Here is a 17883-nt window from a genome sequence, read left to right as displayed (position 1 = left end):
CGCACCGAATGCGAAGCCAAACGCGCGGCGTCGTTCGCGCGTTTTTTATTGCGCGCCGTCCGCGACGCTCGACAACGGCGTCGCCACATGTTCGAGCGATTTGCGCTCCGCATCCACGCCCCAAATTGCGGCGACCACGGCCGCCACGAGCATCAGCCCCGAGCCCACCAGATAGCCCGTGAACACCTCGCTGCGCTGGTGCGTGTCGATCAGCCGGCCAAAGAACGCCGGCCCGACGATGCCGCCCAGCGCCGTGCCGAACGCATAAAAGACCGCGATCGCCAGCGCGCGGATTTCGAGCGGAAACGATTCGCTGACCGTCAGATAGGCCGAACTCGCCGCCGCCGACGCAAAGAAGAAAATCACCATCCACGCAATCGTCTGCGTGACGACGCTCAGCAACTGCTGTTCGAACAGATAGCCGCTCAACGTCAGCAGGATCGCGGACATGCCGTAGGTCACCGCGATCATCTTGCGTCGTCCGATCACGTCGAACAGTCGGCCGAGCAGCAGCGGACCGAGAAAGTTACCGAGCGCGAAAGGCAGCAGATACCAGCCGATGCGCTCGCCCGGCACCTGATAGAAGTCCGTGAGCACCAGCGCGTAGGTGAAGAAAATCGCGTTGTAGAAGAATGCCTGCGCGGTCATCAGCGTCAGACCGACCAGCGCGCGGCGTCGATGCACGTTCAGAAGCGTGTGGAACACCTCGCGCAGCGGCGTATGTTTGCGCGCGCGCAGGCGCAAACGGGTGAGCTGATCGTCGGACAGCGCGTGGCCTTCGTGCCGGAACCGCGCCTCGATTCCTTCCACGACCGAGCGCGCGGTCCGCGCGTCGCCGTGCGTGAGTAGCCAGCGCGGGCTTTCGGGCACCCAGATGCGCATCGGCAGGATCCCCAGCGCCAGCACCGCGCCGATAAAGAAGCACGCGCGCCACCCCCAGTCTGCCGGCAGCAGGTGCGGATCGAGCAGCACCAGCGAGCCCGCCGCGCCAAGCGCCGCGCCTATCCAGAAGGTGCCGTTGATACCGAGATCGGTCCAGCCGCGCACCCTGGCCGGCGTGAACTCCTGAATGGTCGAATTGATTGCCGTATATTCGCCGCCAATCCCCGCGCCGGTCAGGAAACGAAACAGCAGGAAGCTACCCAGACCCCACGACAGCGCGGTCGCCGCGGTGGCCGCCAGATAGACCGCAAGCGTGATGAAAAACAGCCGGCGCCGGCCGAGCCGGTCCGTCAGCCAGCCGAAGCCCAATGCGCCAAGGACCGCGCCAGCAATATAGGCGCTGCCGGCAAGACCCACGTCGGCATTGGAAAAGTGCAACGACGGGCTGGATTTCAACGCACTCGCGACTGCGCCCGCCAAGGTCACTTCGAGACCGTCGAGCAGCCACGTCACGCCGAGCGCCACGACGATCAGCGAGTGAAAGCGGCCCCACGGCAGCCGGTCGAGCCGCGAGGGCAGATCCGTTTCGACTACATCGGTTTTCTTTTTGTGAGCAGCGGCAGTCGGCGGTGCGCTCATCGCTGGAAGTCTCCTCGATCTGTAATTTGGCGACGTATCCTGTGCGCAAGAGCAATATCCGTTCCGTTCGGTCGATACATTGCAATACCCTGACGGACGTGAAAACCCAAGTTGATGCTGATCGACCTTTCGTGTTACAAAGCCGCTCCCCTTTCTGTCCGCGCCAGCGTGAGCGGCGATGCCTGCCATGAACTATTGCGCGATTGACTTCGGTACTTCCAACTCGGCCGTGGCCGTGCCTGACGGCGCTTTGCTCAAGCTCGCGCCGGTCGAGGGTGCGTACACGACGCTGCCCACCTCGGTCTTTTTCAATACCGACGAAAACACCCGCGAATTCGGGCGGGCGGCGCTGGCGGCCTACATCGACGGTTTCGACGGCCGACTGATGCGCTCGATGAAGAGCATTCTCGGCTCGCCGCTCGCCGAGACGTCCACGGATCTGGGCGACGGCTCCGCGATCAAGTACACGGACGTGATCGCGATTTTCGTCGATCATCTGAAGCGCTCGGCCGAGCAGAGCGCCGGCGCTCCGATCGAGCGCGCGGTGCTGGGCCGCCCGGTGTTCTTCGTCGACGACGATCCGCGCGCCGATCAGATGGCGCAGCAGCAGCTCGAAGCCGCCGCGCGCTCGGTCGGTCTGCGGGACATTCACTTCCAGTATGAACCGATCGCAGCCGCGTTCGACTACGAATCGCATCTGACCCAGGAGGGGCTCGTGCTGGTGGCCGATATCGGCGGGGGCACGTCGGACTTTTCGCTGGTGCGGGTGGGGCCGCAGCGGATGACGCGCGTCGAGCGCAAGGACGACGTGCTGGCACACCACGGCGTGCACGTCGCCGGCACCGACTTCGACCGCCGCGTCGAACTGGCGACGATCCTGCGCGAGCTCGGCTATCAGTCGCTCGATCCGCAAGGGCGCGAGATTCCGAACCGTACGTATTTCGATCTCGCAACTTGGCATCTGATCAACACGATCTATGCGCCCAAGCGCGTCAGCGAACTCACGCTGATGCGGCACCTGTTCACCGATGCCAGGCACCACGACCGCCTGATGCGCGTGGTGGAACGCCGCCTCGGGCATGCGCTGGCGGCACATGCGGAAGAGGCGAAGATCGGCGTGGCGGCGGGGGGCGAGACTTTGATCGACCTCGACGAAGTGGAGGAGGACCTGCGCCTCGCGTTCGACGAAGCGCAATTGATCGAGGCCGGCCGGGACGAAACGCAACGCATCGTACAGGCGGCGCGCGACACGGTACAAGCGGCCGGGGTCGGGGCGCGGGAACTCAGCGCGATTTACTTCACGGGCGGCTCGACGGGTTTGGCGTTTCTATCCGGCGCATTGACGGCGGCGTTTCCGGAGGCGAAGGCGGTATTCGGCGATCGCCTCGCGAGCGTCGCGACGGGACTCGGCATTCACGCGCGCCGTTTGTTCGGATGATCAACAAACTAATCCGCAGCATACTGCGAAGTTAATCGGCGCATTCAGTTGCTACGCATATAAAAAAACCCCGCCGAGGCGGGGTTTTTTGCGTCCGGAAGGAAGCGTAGCGCTTACACCGGCTTGATGTTGGCGGCTTGCTTGCCCTTCGGGCCCGTCTTCACTTCAAACGTAACCTTTTGGTTTTCTTGCAGCGTCTTGAAGCCTTCCGTGCGGATTTCCGAGAAATGCGCGAACAGATCTTCGCCACCGCCGTCCGGCGTGATGAAGCCAAAGCCCTTTGCGTCATTGAACCACTTGACGGTACCGGTTTCCATATTACTTGTTCCTAAAAATGGGTAAATAAGGCCGAAGCCCAACTGAGTGCATGAAAATCAAGGAAGGGGGTAATGGGACCAACCGGAGTACCGTTGATGGGCGAACTACGAAAGACCAATTCACTCGCCGCTTGAAATCCTGCCCGAACGTTATACGGCGATTTTGAAAGAAGGTCAACACTCGGCTCGAATCTTTCCAGGTGGCCAGACGTTGTTGCCGCATTTACTGACAAACCTTGCCATGCGTCAAGAAATTCTTGCCAGGGAGAACCCTTAATTTCGATGACCGCGAGGCGGTGCAACCGTTAAACTACGCGCCGCGCGTCGGTTGCACCTTTCCACAGTGGATCCGTCGCGCATGCATGCGCGACGCCCGTTTCGCCGCCGCAAGCGGTGTCACGCGGTGCCGGCAGAGTTCTGATACAGGAGAAGACGTGAAAAGTTCTATACAACGGAACATCGGGCCGTTCGCACTACTGTTGACCGGCCTGGGTTCGATCATCGGGTCGGGCTGGCTGTTCGGTGCGTGGAAGGCGGCGAAAATTGCAGGTCCAGCGGCGATTTGCGCCTGGATCATCGGCGCGGTCGTGATTCTCGCGATTGCATTGACCTACGCGGAACTCGGCGCAATGTTTCCGGAATCCGGCGGCATGGTGCGTTACGCGCGCTATTCGCACGGTGCGCTGGTTGGCTTTATCAGCGCATGGGCCAACTGGATTGCGATCGTCTCGGTGATTCCGATCGAAGCGGAAGCGTCGATTCAGTACATGAGTACCTGGCCCTATCCTTGGGCGCATGCTCTATTCGTCGGGGGATCGTTGACGACGAACGGACTATTGCTGTCCGCCGCCCTCGTGATCATCTACTTCCTGCTCAATTACTGGGGTGTCAAGCTGTTCGCGCGCGCCAATTCGGCGATTACGATCTTCAAGTTCGTGATTCCGGGCGCGACGATCCTCGGCTTGATGCTAACGGGCTTCCACAAGGAAAACTTCGGCGAAGTGAGTACCTTCGCCCCGTACGGCTGGTCCTCCGTGCTGACCGCGGTGGCGACGAGCGGCATCGTGTTCGCGTTCAACGGCTTCCAGAGCCCGATCAATCTCGCCGGTGAAGCCCGCAATCCCGCCAAGAGCGTGCCGTTCGCGGTGATCGGCTCGATTCTGCTGGCGCTGGTGATCTACGTGCTGCTGCAGATCGCCTATATCGGTGGGGTGAACCCGGGCGACGTGGCGAAGGGCTGGAAGTATTTCAACTTCGCGTCGCCGTTCGCGGAGCTCGCAATTGCGCTGAACCTGAACTGGCTGGCGATCCTGCTGTACGTCGACGCATTCGTCAGTCCCAGCGGTACGGGTACGACTTATATGGCGACCACCACTCGCATGATCTACGCGATGGAGCGCAACAACACGATGCCGAAGATGTTCGGCAACGTCCACCCGTTCTATGGCGTGCCGCGTCAGGCGATGTGTTTCAACCTGTTCGTGTCGTTCCTGTTCCTGTTCTTCTTCCGTGGCTGGAGTTCGCTCGCGGCGGTGATTTCGGTCGCTACGGTGATCTCGTACCTGACGGGGCCGATCAGTCTGATGGCGTTGCGCCGCGCTGCGACCGATCTGGAGCGTCCGCTGCATATCGCCGGCATGAAGCTGATCGCGCCGTTCGCGTTCGTGTGTGCGTCGCTGATCCTCTATTGGGCCCGGTGGCCGCTCACTGGCGAAATCATTCTGCTGATGGTCGTCGCACTGCCGGTGTATTTCTACTTCCAGACGAAGTCCGGCTTTGCCGGCTGGGGCCGCGATCTGAAGGCGGCATGGTGGCTGGTCGCTTACCTGCCGATCATGGCCCTTCTGTCGCTGATCGGCAGCAAGCAGTTCGGCGGCTTCGGCATCCTGCCGTACGGCTGGGATATGCTGGTGGTGATCGCTTTCGCGGTGGTTTTCTACTACTGGGGCGTCAATAGCGGCTATCGCTCGGAGTATCTGGACGAGCGTGAGGTCCACGACGAAGTGCTCGAAGGGATCGCCGCGCATTAAGCGCCGCGCGCCATTTGTCGGTTCCACCGGGCTTCGGTCCGGACGGTAAAAAGCCCGCCTGGGTTGCTCAGGCGGGCTTTTTTGTCACCGCTTGTTCGGGCGCAGTCAGGCGGTGCCGAACACGTAGTTGGTCATCGCGAGCGAGCGCTGGAAGGTGCCGAGCGACTGGATCGTCAGCGCATAGTCGTCGTCCGCCGCGCCCAAGGCGGCGAAGACCGGCAGCAGATGCTCGTCGGTCGGATGCATCAGCACGGCGTGCGGTGCCTGGCGCCGGTAGTCCAGCAGGGCGTCGATGTCGTGCGCGCCTAGCTTCGCCTCGAACCAGTCAGTGAATTCGGTAACGCGCGGGTCGGCGTCTTCGGGGCGAGCGGCGAAGTCGGCGGCGCGCAGGTTATGCGTGATCTGCCCTGAGCCGACCACCATCACGCCGTCGTCCTGCAGCGCCCGCAGCGCGCGGCCGACGCGGTAGTGATGGGCGGCGTCCTTGTGCGGCTGGATCGACAACTGCGCGATCGGCACGTCGGCGGCAGGGAACATCAGCAGCATCGGCACCCATGCTCCGTGATCGAGCCCGTGCGGCTGCACATCTGCGAGGATGCCGCTCTCACCGAGCAACGCGGCGGCGCGGCGTGCCACTTCCGGCGCGCCCGGCGCCGGGTACTGGATTTCGTACAACTGGCGCGGAAAGCCATAGAAATCATGGATGGTTTCTGGCGCGGTGGCGCTGCTGGCCAGCGGCTCGGCGGTACCCCAGTGTGCCGACAGCATCAGAACGGCGTGCGGACGCGGCAGTTGGGCGCTGAGCGCGCCGAACTCTGCGGACGGCATCGACGGGTCGATCGGCAAGGTGGGCGCGCCGTGGGACAGGAAGAGCGAGGGTAGACGGTTCATGGCAGCAACACAGCCGCAGGCGCGGCGTAGAGGTAGGATGACTACCACTATAGGCTCGCACTGCCGTTTCATAAACGGCTCAAAGCAGAATTGATTGTGTCGTCGCTGTTATCAATGCGTACGCGCACCGCGCAAGAACGCAGGGGCTATTACGCAGGGGCTATTCCTCAGCGCCGCGCAAGCCCGCCCACGCCGGCGACAAAGCCGGCCCGAGCGCGAACAGATCCAGAACGCGCGCCACCGTGTGATCGACCATTTGGTCAATCGACGCAGGTCGGTTGTAGAACGCGGGCAGCGGCGGAAAGATCACCCCGCCCATTTCGGTGACGGCTGTCATATTGCGCAGATGCGCGAGATTGAACGGCGTTTCGCGCACCAGCAGCACGAGGCGGCGGCGCTCCTTGAGCGTGACATCGGCGGCGCGCGTGATCAGGTTGTCGGAGAGGCCGTGCGCGACGCTCGCAAGCGTCTTCATCGAGCAGGGGGCGACTACCATGCCGTCGGTGGCGAAGGAGCCGGACGCAATGCTGGCGCCTACGTCGCGCACCGAATGGACGATATCGGCGAGCGAATGCACGTGTTCTTTGTTGAATCGGAGTTCATGCTGGATATTGAGCCAGCCTGCGTTCGAAATCAGCAGGTGGCTCTCGACGCCGCCGAGCCGACGCAGCGTCTCCAGCAACCGCATGCCATAGATGGCGCCGGTTGCGCCGGTGATCGCGACGATCAGCCGGCGTGGCGCCGCGACACGTGCTTCCATGGCTCGCGGCGCCTCGATAAGGCGGATATGCGGACCGCGGCCGCTCAGGCCGACGCGAACAGTTGCTGCAGTTCGCCCGATTCGTACATTTCCATCATGATGTCCGAGCCGCCGATGAATTCGCCCTTCACGTAAAGCTGCGGAATGGTCGGCCAGTTCGAGAACGCCTTGATGCCTTGGCGGACTTCGTCGTCTTCGAGCACGTTGACGGTTTTGATTTCGCCGACGCCGCACGCTTTCAGAATCTGGATAGCCCGGCCCGAAAAGCCGCACATCGGGAACTGGGCTGTGCCCTTCATGAAGAGGACGACGTTGTTATCGTCGACGATTTGCTTGATGCGTTGTTGCGTATCCATGACTGACCTTGCGGTTCCGTGATGTGTAGGGGTTAGGCTGAAATGATAGCGGATTTCGGTGTGCCCGGCCGAAGGACGTCTTGCCGCCTGTGGCCGTGTGCATTGAGACCGTGCCGTGGGCTAGCCGGCCAGCTGAGCGCCGCTGATCCGCTCGATACCCGCGAGATCGCGTTGCGAGCCCACCCGCGCGAGGCCTTGGGCGGCGAGCAGAGCGCGCACGGCCTGAGCCTGGTCATAGCCGTGCTCGATCCACAATACGCCGTTCGCGGCGAGGCGTGCGGGCGCGCCGGCGACGATCTCGCGGATCGCGCTCAGGCCGTCGGCTTCGTCGGTGAGCGCACTGCGCGGCTCGAAGCGCAGGTCGCCTTGCGACAGATGCGGATCGCCGCAGGCAATATAAGGCGGATTGCTGACGATCGCGTCGAAGCGCAGGGCGGCGTCGAGTGAGTCGTACCAGTCGCTGTGCTGCAAAACGACGGCGCCGCCCGGGCGTTGCACATCCAGCAGGCGCGCGGCGTTGCGCTCGGCAACGGCCAGCGCCTCGGCGGAACGGTCGAGCGCCCACAGCTGCGCGTCGGGCCGCGCCGCCGCAATTGCCACGGCAATCGCACCGGTGCCGGTGCCCAGATCGAGCACCCGGGGCCGCGAGATGTGCCGGAGCGCGGCCAGCGCGGTCTCGACCAGCAATTCGGTTTCCGGTCGTGGAATCAGCACATGGGGCGTGACTTCAAACTCGAGACCGAAAAACTCCCGTGCGCCGACTAGTTGCGCGACCGGCTCGCCCGCTATGCGCCGCAGTTCCAGCGCGTGGTAATGCTCGACGCTCGCGCGTTCGAGCGGCTCGTCGCCGCGCGTGATCAGCTGCGTGCGCCGCCAGCCCAGCACATGCGTGAGCAGAATCCGTGCTTCCAACGGCGGCAGCGCAGATGCGCGCAACAGCGCCTCGGGCGTGGTAAAAGGCGCCGGTGTGGCGGGGTTGTCTGACGTGGCGGGCATCATTGGCGGGGTTAGTCGGCGTCGCCCAGCGAGGCCAGCAATTCAGCCTGATGCTCGCTGACCAGCGCTGCGATCAGCTCGTCCAGGTCGCCGTCCATGATTGCGTCGAGGCGATACAGCGTCAGATTGATCCGATGGTCGGTCAGACGCCCCTGCGGAAAGTTGTACGTGCGAATCCGCTCCGAACGGTCGCCGGAGCCGATCAGGTGCTTGCGGGTGGCCGCTTCCTTCGCCTGCTGCTCGTGCGACTGCTTGTCCTTGATGCGCGCGGCGAGCACCTTCAGCGCGCGGTCTTTGTTCTTGTGCTGTGAACGGTCGTCCTGACATTCGACGACGATGCCGGTCGGCAGGTGCGTGACGCGCACTGCGGAGTCGGTCTTGTTGATGTGCTGACCGCCCGCGCCGGACGCGCGAAAGGTATCGATGCGCAGATCGGCCGGATTGATTTCGACTTCGCCGATTTCGTCGGCTTCCGGCATCACCGCGACCGTGCAGGCCGACGTGTGGATGCGGCCTTGGGTTTCGGTGGCCGGCACGCGCTGCACGCGATGGCCGCCGGATTCGAACTTGAGCTTCGAATACACGGCCTCACCGGCGATCCGCACGATCACTTCCTTGTAGCCGCCCAGATCCGACTCGCTCGCCGACATCATCTCGACCTGCCAGCGATTGCGCTCCGCAAAGCGCAGGTACATGCGCAGCAAATCGCCCGCGAACAGCGCGGACTCGTCGCCGCCCGTGCCCGCGCGAATTTCGACGAAGATGTTGCGCTCGTCGTTCGGATCTTTGGGCAGCAGCATCTTCTGCAACTCGGCGCCGAGCTTGTCCATGCGCTCGCGCGCCGCGCGGATTTCGTCTTCCGCGAAGTCGCGCATGGACGTGTCCGCCAGCAGTTCCTGCGCGGTTTCGGCGTCGTTCATTGCATGGCGCCACAGCGCGTAATGCTCGACTACCGGACCAAGCTCGGCATGTTCGCGCGTGAGCTTGCGATATTGATCGAGATTCGCTGTGACGTCCTCGCGGCTCAACAGGTCATTCAGTTCGGCCAGCCGGGTGGTGAGCTGGTCGAGCTTGCGTTGCATGCTCGTTTTCATCGGACGGGTTTCGGAGCGGGCTCCGGCAAGGACGGCGACTAGGGAAGTGGGCGGATGCCCTGGACGGAAGCATGGCGCGCGCCACTGGCGGGCGGCGCAACCACGCGGCGCTGATCGCGCCGCTAACGCTCCGTGGAACCGGAGTGCTTGTAGAAACCGCCCATCAGTTCGATGAGCGTGTCACGGTTTTCGCTGCTCGCGCGGTTGAGCGCGTGCGTGGGCCCGTGAATCAGCTTGTTCGTGAGCGCTTGCGACAGCGCTTCGAGCACGACGGCCGGATCGTCGCCGCGCGCCAGCATTTTCTGCGCGCGTTCGACTTCGGCGCGGCGCAGTACGTCGGCCTGCGTATGCATGTGACGGATCACAGGGACGATGCTGCGTGCGTCGAGCCACTGCATGAAATTCTGCACGCGCGTTTCGATGATCGCCTCGGCCTGCGCGACCGCCGCCTGGCGCGACGCATTGCCTTCGCGGACGATCGCGCCGAGGTCGTCGACGGTGTACAGGAACACGTCTTCCAGCTGGCCCGCTTCGGGTTCGATATCGCGCGGAACGGCGAGGTCGACCATGAAGATGGGCCGGTGACGGCGCGCCTTGACCGCCCGCTCGACCGCGCCCAGGCCGATGATCGGCAACGTGGACGCAGTGCACGACACGATGATGTCAAACTCGTGCATCCGCGCGGGCAGTTCGGACAACGGAATCGCACGGCCGTTGAAACGTTCGGCAAGACGCGAACCCCGCTCGGCGGTGCGATTGGCGACCACCAGCTCGCGCGGGTGCTGCGCGGCGAAGTGGGTCGCGCACAATTCGATCATTTCGCCCGCGCCGATGAAAAGCACGCGCTGATTCGAGATCTTGTCGAAGATGCGCTGCGCGAGTCGCACCGCGGCCGCCGCCATGGAAACGGACTGAGCGCCGATTTCGGTCGTGCTGCGCACTTCCTTCGCAACCGCGAACGTACGCTGGAACAACTGGTTCAGGTAGGTGCCCAATGCGCCGGCTTCGGACGCCGTGCGCACCGCATCCTTCATTTGTCCGACGATCTGCGTCTCGCCCAGCACCATCGAGTCGAGCCCCGAGGCGACGCGAAATGCATGGCGTACGGCCTCCGACTGCGGCAGCGCGTAGACGTGCGGCGCGAGCTCGTCGATGGGCAGGCTGTGGTACTTCGAAAACCACTGGATCGCGGCTTCGCGCGCGGTCTGGTCGTCGGTGGCGCAGTAGAGTTCGGTGCGATTGCAGGTGGACAGAATCGCCGCTTCCGGCGCCGCACGAGCCGTGCGGCCGAGCCAGACACCCTTGAACGTGTCTAACGCAGGCTTGATCTGTTCGAGCGGAAACGCCACGCGTTCGCGCAAGGCGACAGGCGCAGTGTGGTGATTGATTCCGATCGTTAGAAGCTGCATTTGGGGGAGCGATGGTTTAGCGCAATATTATAGCGTTTCCACAGCTCCCACATCCTTAGGCGCGTCATCCGGCCGCGGCGGGAGGTCCTGCGCAATGGCGTCGAGCTGATAGCCGTAGCCGTAGACCGGTGTCAGGCTATAGCCGAACTGCGGGCGCAGCTCCAGTTTGCTGCGCACGCGCGACGCGTGGGTGTCGATGGTGCGCGACTTCACGTCGCGGCGGCGCGCCCACACCGTTTCAAGGATATGCGCGCGTGACACTGGACGCGCCAGATTGTTGAACAGCATCAGCGCAAGGCGGAATTCTTTGGGGGTGAGGGTCACCGTTTTGTTGCGGTAGCTAACGGCGTAATGCGCCGCGTCGAACACATAACCGCCGATCACGTCGCGCCGTCGGTTCGCCGGCCGCCGCAGGCCCGCGCGGCGCAGCAGCGCGTCGACCCTGGCCAGCATTTCCGGCCCGCGCACCGGTTTGCTCATGCAATCGTCGGCGCCGGCGTGCAGGGCGGCGACGATCTGGCTCTCGCGCGGGGCCGACATCAGCACGATGACCGGCAGGCCCGGCAGGATGGAGCGCGCACGCGAAATCACGTCCTCGGCCGGGAGGTCGCCGGCCCAGGTTTCGGTGATGAGAAGGTCGAAGAATGCATCGGCGGCGTGTTGGAGGAACGACGCGCTGGTGGCGAAATGCTGACACGCATGGCCGCCGGCGAAGATCAGCCGATCGACCAGTTTGGCATGTTGGACATCCGGTTCAATAAGGGCGATTCGCATCAGGCGGCTTCAGGGTGGCGACGACCGGGAGCCGGCTTTTCGTGAGGCCGGCCAGCTTGCCTAACATCACACCGACCCCTAAACTCAACCGCTATGCGGAAAGCGCCATGCTGAGCTTCAGAGTTAATGAGACAAAAATGCTAGCTGTGCAGAGCTGTTGCGACGATAAGACGAATCTGAAAATGCACGGAGTCGCTCGCTGATGGGGTGGCCGGGCATCGTCGTGTTGGGCGTGACAATCGGTCTCGCTGGATCGTGGCTCCATCCGCTGCGCCGGGCAAGCCGCGCCCGCTGGTGGATGGCGGTGCTGGCCGGGCTGCTCGGCGCGGCGGTCGCGCGCATGGCCGGCAACGTGACCGGTCTCTTTCATGACGGCGGTATCCTCGAATGGCCGGTATGCACCGCCATCGCGATGATCGCGGTCGCCGCGACGGTCGGCTTGCTGTCCCGTCGATAAATACTTGCAGGTGACGCCTATGAATGCCCGACTCCCCGAAACTTCCTCCATTCCCGAACGTCTCGCGAGCTTGCGCAGCGCGATGACGCGCGAAGGCGTGGCCGCCTACCTGGTGCCGTCCGCGGATCCGCATCTGTCCGAGTATCTGCCCGAGCGGTGGCAGGGGCGTCAGTGGCTGTCCGGCTTCACCGGTTCGGCCGGCACGCTGGTCGTTACAGCCGACTTCGCAGGCGTCTGGACGGACAGCCGCTATTGGGAGCAGGCCAACGCACAACTCGCTGGCACCGGCGTTCAGTTGATGAAGATGACCGGCGGCCAGCAAAGCGCGCCGCATGTCGACTGGCTCGCGCAGAATGTGCCGGCGGGCGGCACGGTCGGCGTGGACGGCGCCGTGCTCGGCGTGGCGGCAGCGCGAGTGCTGAGCGAGGCGCTGAGCGCGCGCGGCGTGCGACTGCGCACCGATCTCGATCTGTTCGATGCCATCTGGCCGCAGCGGCCATCGCTGCCGGCTGCCGCCGTCTTCGAACACGCCGCGCCGCACGCGAGCGTCGAGCGTGCCGACAAGCTCGCACGCATTCGCCAGGCGATGGCGGACAAAGGTGCGCAGTGGCATTTCATCTCCACGCTCGACGATCTCGCGTGGCTGCTGAACCTGCGCGGCGCCGACGTCAGCTATAACCCGGTGTTCGTCGCGCACGCGTTGATCGGCGCCGATCGCGTGTCGCTCTTCGTCGCCCAGGGCAAGGTGTCGCCGGAACTCGCGAAGTCACTCGCGCGCGACGGCATCACGGTCGAGCCGTATGCGAAGGCCGCGGACGCCCTTGCCGCGCTGCCCGCCGGCAGCACGCTGCTGATCGACCCGCGTCGCATCACGTACGGCTCGTTGCAATCGGTGCCGTCGACGGTCAAGGTGGTCGAAGCCGTCAATCCGTCCACCTTCTTCAAATCGTGCAAGACCGCGGCGGAAACCGGGCACGTGCGCGCGACGATGGAGCAGGACGGCGCGGCGCTGGCCGAATTCTTTGCGTGGTTCGAAAGCGCGTTGGGCCGCGAGACCATCACCGAGCTGACCATCGACGAACGCCTGACGGCCGCGCGCGCGCGTCGCCCGGGATTCGTGTCGCTGAGCTTCGCGACCATTGCTGGCTTCAACGCGAACGGCGCGATGCCGCACTACCGCGCCACTGAACAAGCGCATTCGGTGATCGAGGGCAACGGCCTGTTGCTGATCGACTCCGGCGCGCAGTACCTGAGCGGCACCACCGACATCACCCGCGTCGTGCCGATCGGCACCCCCAGCGACGCGCAGCGGCGCGATTTCACGATCGTGCTGAAAGGGACGATGGCGTTGTCGCGCGCGCAATTCCCGCGTGGCATCCGCTCGCCGATGCTGGACGCGATCGCCCGCGCGCCGATCTGGGAAGCCGGCGCGGATTACGGCCACGGCACCGGCCACGGGGTGGGCTACTTTCTGAACGTGCACGAAGGGCCGCAGGTCATCTCGCATTACGCGTCGGCCGAACCGTGGACCGCGATGGAAGAGGGAATGATCACGTCGGTCGAACCGGGCATCTACCGGCCGGGCAAGTGGGGCGTGCGGATCGAAAACCTCGTGCTGAACGTGCCGGCCGCGAAGACCGAGCTGGGCGATTTCCTCAAGTTCGAGACGTTGACACTGTGTCCGATCGACACGCGCTGCCTCGACCGGTCGCTGCTGCGCGAGGATGAACGCGCGTGGCTGAACGCATATCACGAGACGGTGCGCGCGCGGCTGTCGCCGCATGTCCGCGGCGACGCGAAAGCATGGCTGGAGCTGCGCACCCAGCCTATCTGAGCGGCGCGGCAATCACTTCGCTAATGGAGAATGCATGGCGATCAAGGCAGTGGTGTTCGATTTCGGCGGCGTGCTGATCGACTGGAGTCCTGAGTATCTGTATCGCGAGCTGATTCCTGACGAAACCGAGCGCCGCTGGTTTCTGACCCACGTCTGCTCGATGGACTGGGTGATCCGTCAGGACGGCGGCCAGCCGATCGCCGAGGCCACCGACGAGCTGATCGCGCAGTTTCCCGATCACGCCGCGCTGATACGCGCGTTCTACGAGCGCTGGCACGAGATGGTGGCCGGCCTGCTGGAAGAGGGCGTCGGGATCATGGAAAAGCTCGAAGCCGCCGGCGTGCCGTTGTTCGGGCTGACCAACTGGTCGGCCGAGACCTTTCCTTATGCGTGGGAGCATTACCCGGTGCTGCGGCGGTTTCGCGACATTGTCGTGTCCGGTCAGGTCAAGCTGGTCAAGCCCGATCCGGCGATCTTCGCGGCCATGCGCGAGCGAATCGACGCGCAAATCCCGGGCATCCAGCCCGGCGAACTCGTTTTCATCGACGATAACCCGAAGAACGCGCAAGCCGCGGCGGCGCTTGGCTGGCACGGCGTACATCACACGAGTGCCGCGCAAACCGAAGCGGCGTTGCGCGAACTGGGGTTGCCGGTTTGAGAACCGGCGCTGATGAATGCCGCGCACGGCGCGTGCGGTTTGCGCGGTGTCGGGTTGGTGTGCGACCTACTGACCCAACAGATTCTTCAACGCGTTACCTAGCCCCTTCACTGTCTCCCCCGCGCCTTTCCCGACGTCTTCAATGCTCACGCCTAGCGCCTTCGCGAAACCTTCGCCGATGCGCGTCATGATGCCGTCGCGCACGGAAAACTTCGGGTCGCGCAAATCGCCATCCAGAACGAAGTGCAGCGTGATGTCGCCGTTGTGCGCCTTGAGCGCGGCGACGACTGCCTTGGTCGGAATCGACATGAACGTATCGAGCGGATTGCCGCTATCGGCGAGCTGCAGATTGTGGACCGTCACCGTGCCGGGCGCGTGCAGCCGATAGTTGCGCACGGTCGACTCGACTGTCAGGTCGACCGTGCCGCCGCTCGCCCGGGTTCTTGCGCCGGTCTTTTTCAACAGGTACGGGTCGAGCGTCGCGACGTCGACGCCGCGCAGTGTGGTCGTGGTCTGCGAATCCCGGCTGGCGATTTTGATCCAGCCGCCGAACGACACCGCGCCGGTATGCGCCGGACCTTTGACCGCGCCGCTGACGCTGACCTGCGTCGGCTCGCTGAGGGCGGGCAACTTGAGGTTGTCGACGCTCGCGTTGGCGTTGCTGATCGTCACCTTGAACGCGGGCGGGCCGACGGTCATGTCGTAGAAATGGAAGTTGCCGTGCTCGAAGCTGATATGATCGACCTGCTTGTCGCGCGAAGCGGGTGCGGCCCGGCCGTGGACTTCGTCATCGGTACGGTTCAGCGATTCGCGCAGGTTCGGCAGCAGTCTGAGCGAGCCGTCCTTCGTGCGCAGCACGGCGAGGTCGAAGCCGCGCACCACCACGCTGCGGATATGCATGCGCCGCGCCAGCAGGTCGTGGATGTCGGGAGTGAGCGTGATCTCGTCGGCCCGCAGCGGCGCGCCGGCCGGCCAGTTGGGCGGCGCCTTGAGGAGGACGTTGGTGAGATGGACGGCGGTGAGGCCGACGTCGACGCTTTGCGCGCTGCCTAGCGGCCCGAGTGCCGCCACCACGCGATCCTTGACCTGCTGCTGCACGAACCGCAAGCCGCCGATCGCCGCGACGATCAACACCAGCAATACGCCGCCCGCGGCGACGATCCAGCGCTTGCCTTTCGACATCGCCATGCTTGCCTCCTCGTCATCACCTCGGTGGTGGGCTGCGCCTGACTATTGCGCGCGTTGCGGCGACGCACGCGGACTTTCGCCCACCGGCTGCGGTGGGCCAAACGCCGACATTTACCACGCTGCGCGACGCAATACGTGTGCCCCAGCGCGCATTCCAGTCATGCCGCTTGTGGCGCGGACTTCGTCGCGGGGAGAGATGGGTAGCGCCCGCTCTGATCTGAAGAACCGGCTGCGGCGCTCCCGGAAGGGCGACACGCAAAACCGTTGGCGGCGCCGCGGCCGAACGACGGTCAACGCGGTTCTGAAAAGAAGCGGACCCACAACAGATCACGGCCCGCTCCCATCCACAAGAGCAGGCCGCAGCGTCCGACCTTACCGCGTGATCGGCTTATAACGTAGACGCTTCGGACGCGCCCCTTCTTCACCGAGACGCGCGCGTTTGTCCGCTTCGTATTCCTGGTAATTGCCGTCGAAGAAAGTCACCTGCGAATCGCCTTCGAACGCGAGGATGTGCGTGGCGATGCGGTCAAGGAACCAGCGATCGTGCGAGATCACCAGGACGGAGCCCGCGAACTCGAGCAACGCGTCTTCCAGTGCGCGCAGCGTTTCGACGTCGAGGTCGTTCGACGGTTCGTCGAGCAGCAGGACGTTGCCGCCCGCGATCAGTGTCTTCGCCAGATGCAAACGGCCGCGCTCGCCGCCCGACAGATTGCCGACGATCTTCTGCTGATCGCCGCCCTTGAAATTGAAGCGGCCGATGTAAGCGCGCGACGGCGTTTCGTACTTGCCGACCGTCAGCACATCGGCACCGCCTGAAATTTCCTCGAACACGGTCTTCGAGCCGTCGAGCGCGTCGCGGCTCTGGTCCACGTAAGCGAGCTTGACGGTCGGGCCTTGCACGATCTCGCCGGAGTCCGGCTGTTCACGACCGGTCAGCATGCGGAACAGCGTGGACTTACCCGCACCGTTCGGCCCGATGATGCCGACGATCGCACCCGCCGGAATCTTGAAGCTGACGTCGTCGAGCAGCAAACGGTCGCCATACGACTTGCTGACGTTCTTGAACTCGATGACTTCATTGCCGAGCCGATCGCCGACCGGGATGAAGATCTCCGACGTTTCGTTGCGCTTCTGGTAATCCTGGCTGTTCAGTTCCTCGAAGCGGGCGATACGCGCTTTCGACTTCGCCTGACGGCCCTTCGGATTCTGGCGCACCCATTCCAGCTCTTTCTTGATCGCCTTCTGACGCGCCGATTCCGACGACTCTTCCTGCTTCAGGCGCTCTTCCTTCTGATCGAGCCAGCTGCTGTAGTTGCCCTTCCACGGAATGCCGTGGCCGCGGTCGAGTTCGAGAATCCACTCGGCGGCGTTATCGAGGAAGTAGCGGTCGTGAGTGACGGCGACGACGGTGCCCGGGAAGCGCGTCAGGAACTGCTCGAGCCACTCGACAGATTCCGCGTCGAGGTGGTTGGTCGGCTCGTCGAGCAGCAGCATGTCCGGCTTTTCGAGCAGCAGCTTGCACAGCGCGACGCGGCGCTTTTCGCCGCCCGACAGATGCTCGATCTTCGCGTCCCAGGCCGGCAGGCGCAGTGCATCGGCGGCGATCTCGATCTGCTGCTCGGCGCTGCCGCCATCCGACGTGGCGAGGATCGCTTCGTACTTCGCCTGTTCGGCGGCGAGCGCGTCGAAGTCGGCGTCCGGCTCCGCGTACGCCGCGTAGATTTCGTCGAGCTTCTTCTGTGCGTTGAAGACATCGCCGAGGCCTTCCTCGACCGCTTCACGCACCGTCTTGTTCGGATCGAGCTGCGGTTCCTGCGGCAGATAGCCGATGTTCAGGTTCGGCATCGGCGTGGCTTCGCCTTCGATGTCCTTGTCCACACCGGCCATGATGCGGATCAGCGTCGACTTGCCCGAGCCGTTCAGGCCGAGCAGGCCGATCTTCGCGCCAGGGAAAAACGACAGCGAAATGTCTTTCAGGATTTGACGCTTGGGCGGCACGATCTTGCCGACCCGGTTCATGGTGAAGACGTATTGGGCCATTTGCTTGCAATAGACGTTGACGACGCCGGCCGCGCGGGGGCGGGCAGTCGTGGGTGGATGGGTAATCGGTGTCGAGGCCGGGCGGAGCACCCGGCGCCGGCCGGCGCGGCGGCAGGTTCA

General features: G+C 64.1%; 16 protein-coding genes. 5 read left to right on the top strand and 11 right to left on the bottom strand.

The annotated features are described in order from the left end of the window. Positions 1-45: 45 nt before the first annotated feature. Entirely contained in the window at positions 46-1521 is a 1476-nt protein-coding gene (locus tag ABQJ48_RS23750) for an MFS transporter (protein ID WP_367840450.1), read from the bottom strand. 187 nt (positions 1522-1708) lie between these two features. Here ABQJ48_RS23750 and ABQJ48_RS23745 point away from each other — a divergent pair, with 187 nt between their 5' ends. Continuing rightward, the gene (locus tag ABQJ48_RS23745; protein WP_367840528.1) at positions 1709-2959 is read left to right on the top strand and encodes an Hsp70 family protein; all 1251 of its coding nucleotides are present in this window, start codon (positions 1709-1711) and stop codon (positions 2957-2959) included. A 113-nt stretch (positions 2960-3072) separates the two neighbouring features. Here the strand turns inward: ABQJ48_RS23745 and ABQJ48_RS23740 are convergent, their stop codons facing one another. Further along, positions 3073-3276 (bottom strand): cold-shock protein, encoded by a 204-nt coding sequence (locus ABQJ48_RS23740; RefSeq protein ID WP_007180251.1) that lies wholly within the window; start codon positions 3274-3276, stop codon positions 3073-3075. Between the two features lie 434 nt (positions 3277-3710). Between ABQJ48_RS23740 and ABQJ48_RS23735 the strand changes: the two genes are divergently transcribed. Then, the gene (locus ABQJ48_RS23735) at positions 3711-5306 is read left to right on the top strand and encodes an APC family permease (RefSeq protein ID WP_367840449.1); all 1596 of its coding nucleotides are present in this window, start codon (positions 3711-3713) and stop codon (positions 5304-5306) included. A 105-nt stretch (positions 5307-5411) separates the two neighbouring features. Here the strand turns inward: ABQJ48_RS23735 and ABQJ48_RS23730 are convergent, their stop codons facing one another. From ABQJ48_RS23730 to ABQJ48_RS23700, 7 genes are all read right to left on the bottom strand, one after another. Beyond that, positions 5412-6197 carry a DODA-type extradiol aromatic ring-opening family dioxygenase gene (locus ABQJ48_RS23730; RefSeq protein WP_367840448.1) on the bottom strand — a complete coding sequence of 262 codons (786 nt, stop codon included), beginning with the start codon at positions 6195-6197 and terminating at the stop codon, positions 5412-5414. A 160-nt stretch (positions 6198-6357) separates the two neighbouring features. After that, positions 6358-6957 (bottom strand): UbiX family flavin prenyltransferase, encoded by a 600-nt coding sequence (locus ABQJ48_RS23725; protein ID WP_367840447.1) that lies wholly within the window; start codon positions 6955-6957, stop codon positions 6358-6360. A gap of 44 nt (positions 6958-7001) precedes the next feature. After that, positions 7002-7313 carry a Grx4 family monothiol glutaredoxin gene (gene grxD / locus ABQJ48_RS23720; protein WP_367840446.1) on the bottom strand — a complete coding sequence of 104 codons (312 nt, stop codon included), beginning with the start codon at positions 7311-7313 and terminating at the stop codon, positions 7002-7004. Between the two features lie 120 nt (positions 7314-7433). Next, complete coding sequence (gene prmC, locus ABQJ48_RS23715) at positions 7434-8312, bottom strand: peptide chain release factor N(5)-glutamine methyltransferase (protein ID WP_367840445.1); 879 nt, start codon at positions 8310-8312, stop codon at positions 7434-7436. 8 nt (positions 8313-8320) lie between these two features. Continuing rightward, positions 8321-9403, bottom strand: coding sequence for a peptide chain release factor 1 (gene prfA / locus ABQJ48_RS23710; protein WP_367840444.1), 1083 nt, complete (start codon positions 9401-9403; stop codon positions 8321-8323). A gap of 122 nt (positions 9404-9525) precedes the next feature. Next, positions 9526-10812, bottom strand: coding sequence for a glutamyl-tRNA reductase (gene hemA, locus ABQJ48_RS23705; protein WP_367840443.1), 1287 nt, complete (start codon positions 10810-10812; stop codon positions 9526-9528). A 27-nt stretch (positions 10813-10839) separates the two neighbouring features. Continuing rightward, positions 10840-11586 carry a response regulator transcription factor gene (locus tag ABQJ48_RS23700; RefSeq protein WP_367840442.1) on the bottom strand — a complete coding sequence of 249 codons (747 nt, stop codon included), beginning with the start codon at positions 11584-11586 and terminating at the stop codon, positions 10840-10842. 202 nt (positions 11587-11788) lie between these two features. Between ABQJ48_RS23700 and ABQJ48_RS23695 the strand changes: the two genes are divergently transcribed. The 3 genes from ABQJ48_RS23695 to ABQJ48_RS23685 are packed head-to-tail and all read left to right on the top strand — an operon-like array spanning position 11789 to position 14535. Further along, positions 11789-12043 (top strand): hypothetical protein, encoded by a 255-nt coding sequence (locus ABQJ48_RS23695; protein WP_367840441.1) that lies wholly within the window; start codon positions 11789-11791, stop codon positions 12041-12043. A 19-nt stretch (positions 12044-12062) separates the two neighbouring features. Continuing rightward, complete coding sequence (locus tag ABQJ48_RS23690; protein WP_367840440.1) at positions 12063-13877, top strand: aminopeptidase P family protein; 1815 nt, start codon at positions 12063-12065, stop codon at positions 13875-13877. A 34-nt stretch (positions 13878-13911) separates the two neighbouring features. Beyond that, positions 13912-14535, top strand: coding sequence for an HAD family hydrolase (locus tag ABQJ48_RS23685; RefSeq protein WP_367840439.1), 624 nt, complete (start codon positions 13912-13914; stop codon positions 14533-14535). Positions 14536-14601: 66 nt separating this feature from the next. Here ABQJ48_RS23685 and ABQJ48_RS23680 read toward each other — a convergent pair whose 3' ends face one another. Together ABQJ48_RS23680 and ettA are read right to left on the bottom strand one after the other, a co-directional pair. Continuing rightward, on the bottom strand, positions 14602-15723 hold the full coding sequence (locus tag ABQJ48_RS23680) for a DUF748 domain-containing protein (protein WP_367840438.1): 1122 nt from the start codon (positions 15721-15723) through the stop codon (positions 14602-14604). 372 nt (positions 15724-16095) lie between these two features. Next, the gene (gene ettA, locus ABQJ48_RS23675) at positions 16096-17763 is read right to left on the bottom strand and encodes an energy-dependent translational throttle protein EttA (protein ID WP_367840437.1); all 1668 of its coding nucleotides are present in this window, start codon (positions 17761-17763) and stop codon (positions 16096-16098) included. Between the last annotated feature and the right edge of the window lie 120 nt (positions 17764-17883).

Source organism: Paraburkholderia suaedae, from assembly GCF_040812055.1.
In the GTDB taxonomy this organism is placed as follows: Bacteria; Pseudomonadota; Gammaproteobacteria; order Burkholderiales; family Burkholderiaceae; genus Paraburkholderia.
Note: the sequence above shows the minus strand (reverse complement) of the source record. Positions and strands in the feature narration are given on the sequence as shown.

Bases quoted from the DNA above. Each gene is read 5' to 3' on its own strand.
- ABQJ48_RS23680 (WP_367840438.1), bottom strand. From the start codon at position 15,723: ATGGCGATGTCGAAAGGCAAGCGCTGGATCGTCGCCGCGGGCGGCGTA.
- ABQJ48_RS23745 (WP_367840528.1), top strand. From the start codon at position 1,709: ATGAACTATTGCGCGATTGACTTCGGTACTTCCAACTCGGCCGTGGCC.
- ABQJ48_RS23695 (WP_367840441.1), top strand. From the start codon at position 11,789: ATGGGGTGGCCGGGCATCGTCGTGTTGGGCGTGACAATCGGTCTCGCT.
- prfA (WP_367840444.1), bottom strand. From the start codon at position 9,403: ATGAAAACGAGCATGCAACGCAAGCTCGACCAGCTCACCACCCGGCTG.
- ABQJ48_RS23685 (WP_367840439.1), top strand. From the start codon at position 13,912: ATGGCGATCAAGGCAGTGGTGTTCGATTTCGGCGGCGTGCTGATCGAC.
- hemA (WP_367840443.1), bottom strand. From the start codon at position 10,812: ATGCAGCTTCTAACGATCGGAATCAATCACCACACTGCGCCTGTCGCC.
- ABQJ48_RS23740 (WP_007180251.1), bottom strand. From the start codon at position 3,276: ATGGAAACCGGTACCGTCAAGTGGTTCAATGACGCAAAGGGCTTTGGC.
- ABQJ48_RS23725 (WP_367840447.1), bottom strand. From the start codon at position 6,957: ATGGAAGCACGTGTCGCGGCGCCACGCCGGCTGATCGTCGCGATCACC.
- ABQJ48_RS23690 (WP_367840440.1), top strand. From the start codon at position 12,063: ATGAATGCCCGACTCCCCGAAACTTCCTCCATTCCCGAACGTCTCGCG.
- ettA (WP_367840437.1), bottom strand. From the start codon at position 17,763: ATGGCCCAATACGTCTTCACCATGAACCGGGTCGGCAAGATCGTGCCG.
- ABQJ48_RS23750 (WP_367840450.1), bottom strand. From the start codon at position 1,521: ATGAGCGCACCGCCGACTGCCGCTGCTCACAAAAAGAAAACCGATGTA.
- ABQJ48_RS23700 (WP_367840442.1), bottom strand. From the start codon at position 11,586: ATGCGAATCGCCCTTATTGAACCGGATGTCCAACATGCCAAACTGGTC.
- grxD (WP_367840446.1), bottom strand. From the start codon at position 7,313: ATGGATACGCAACAACGCATCAAGCAAATCGTCGACGATAACAACGTC.
- prmC (WP_367840445.1), bottom strand. From the start codon at position 8,312: ATGATGCCCGCCACGTCAGACAACCCCGCCACACCGGCGCCTTTTACC.
- ABQJ48_RS23730 (WP_367840448.1), bottom strand. From the start codon at position 6,197: ATGAACCGTCTACCCTCGCTCTTCCTGTCCCACGGCGCGCCCACCTTG.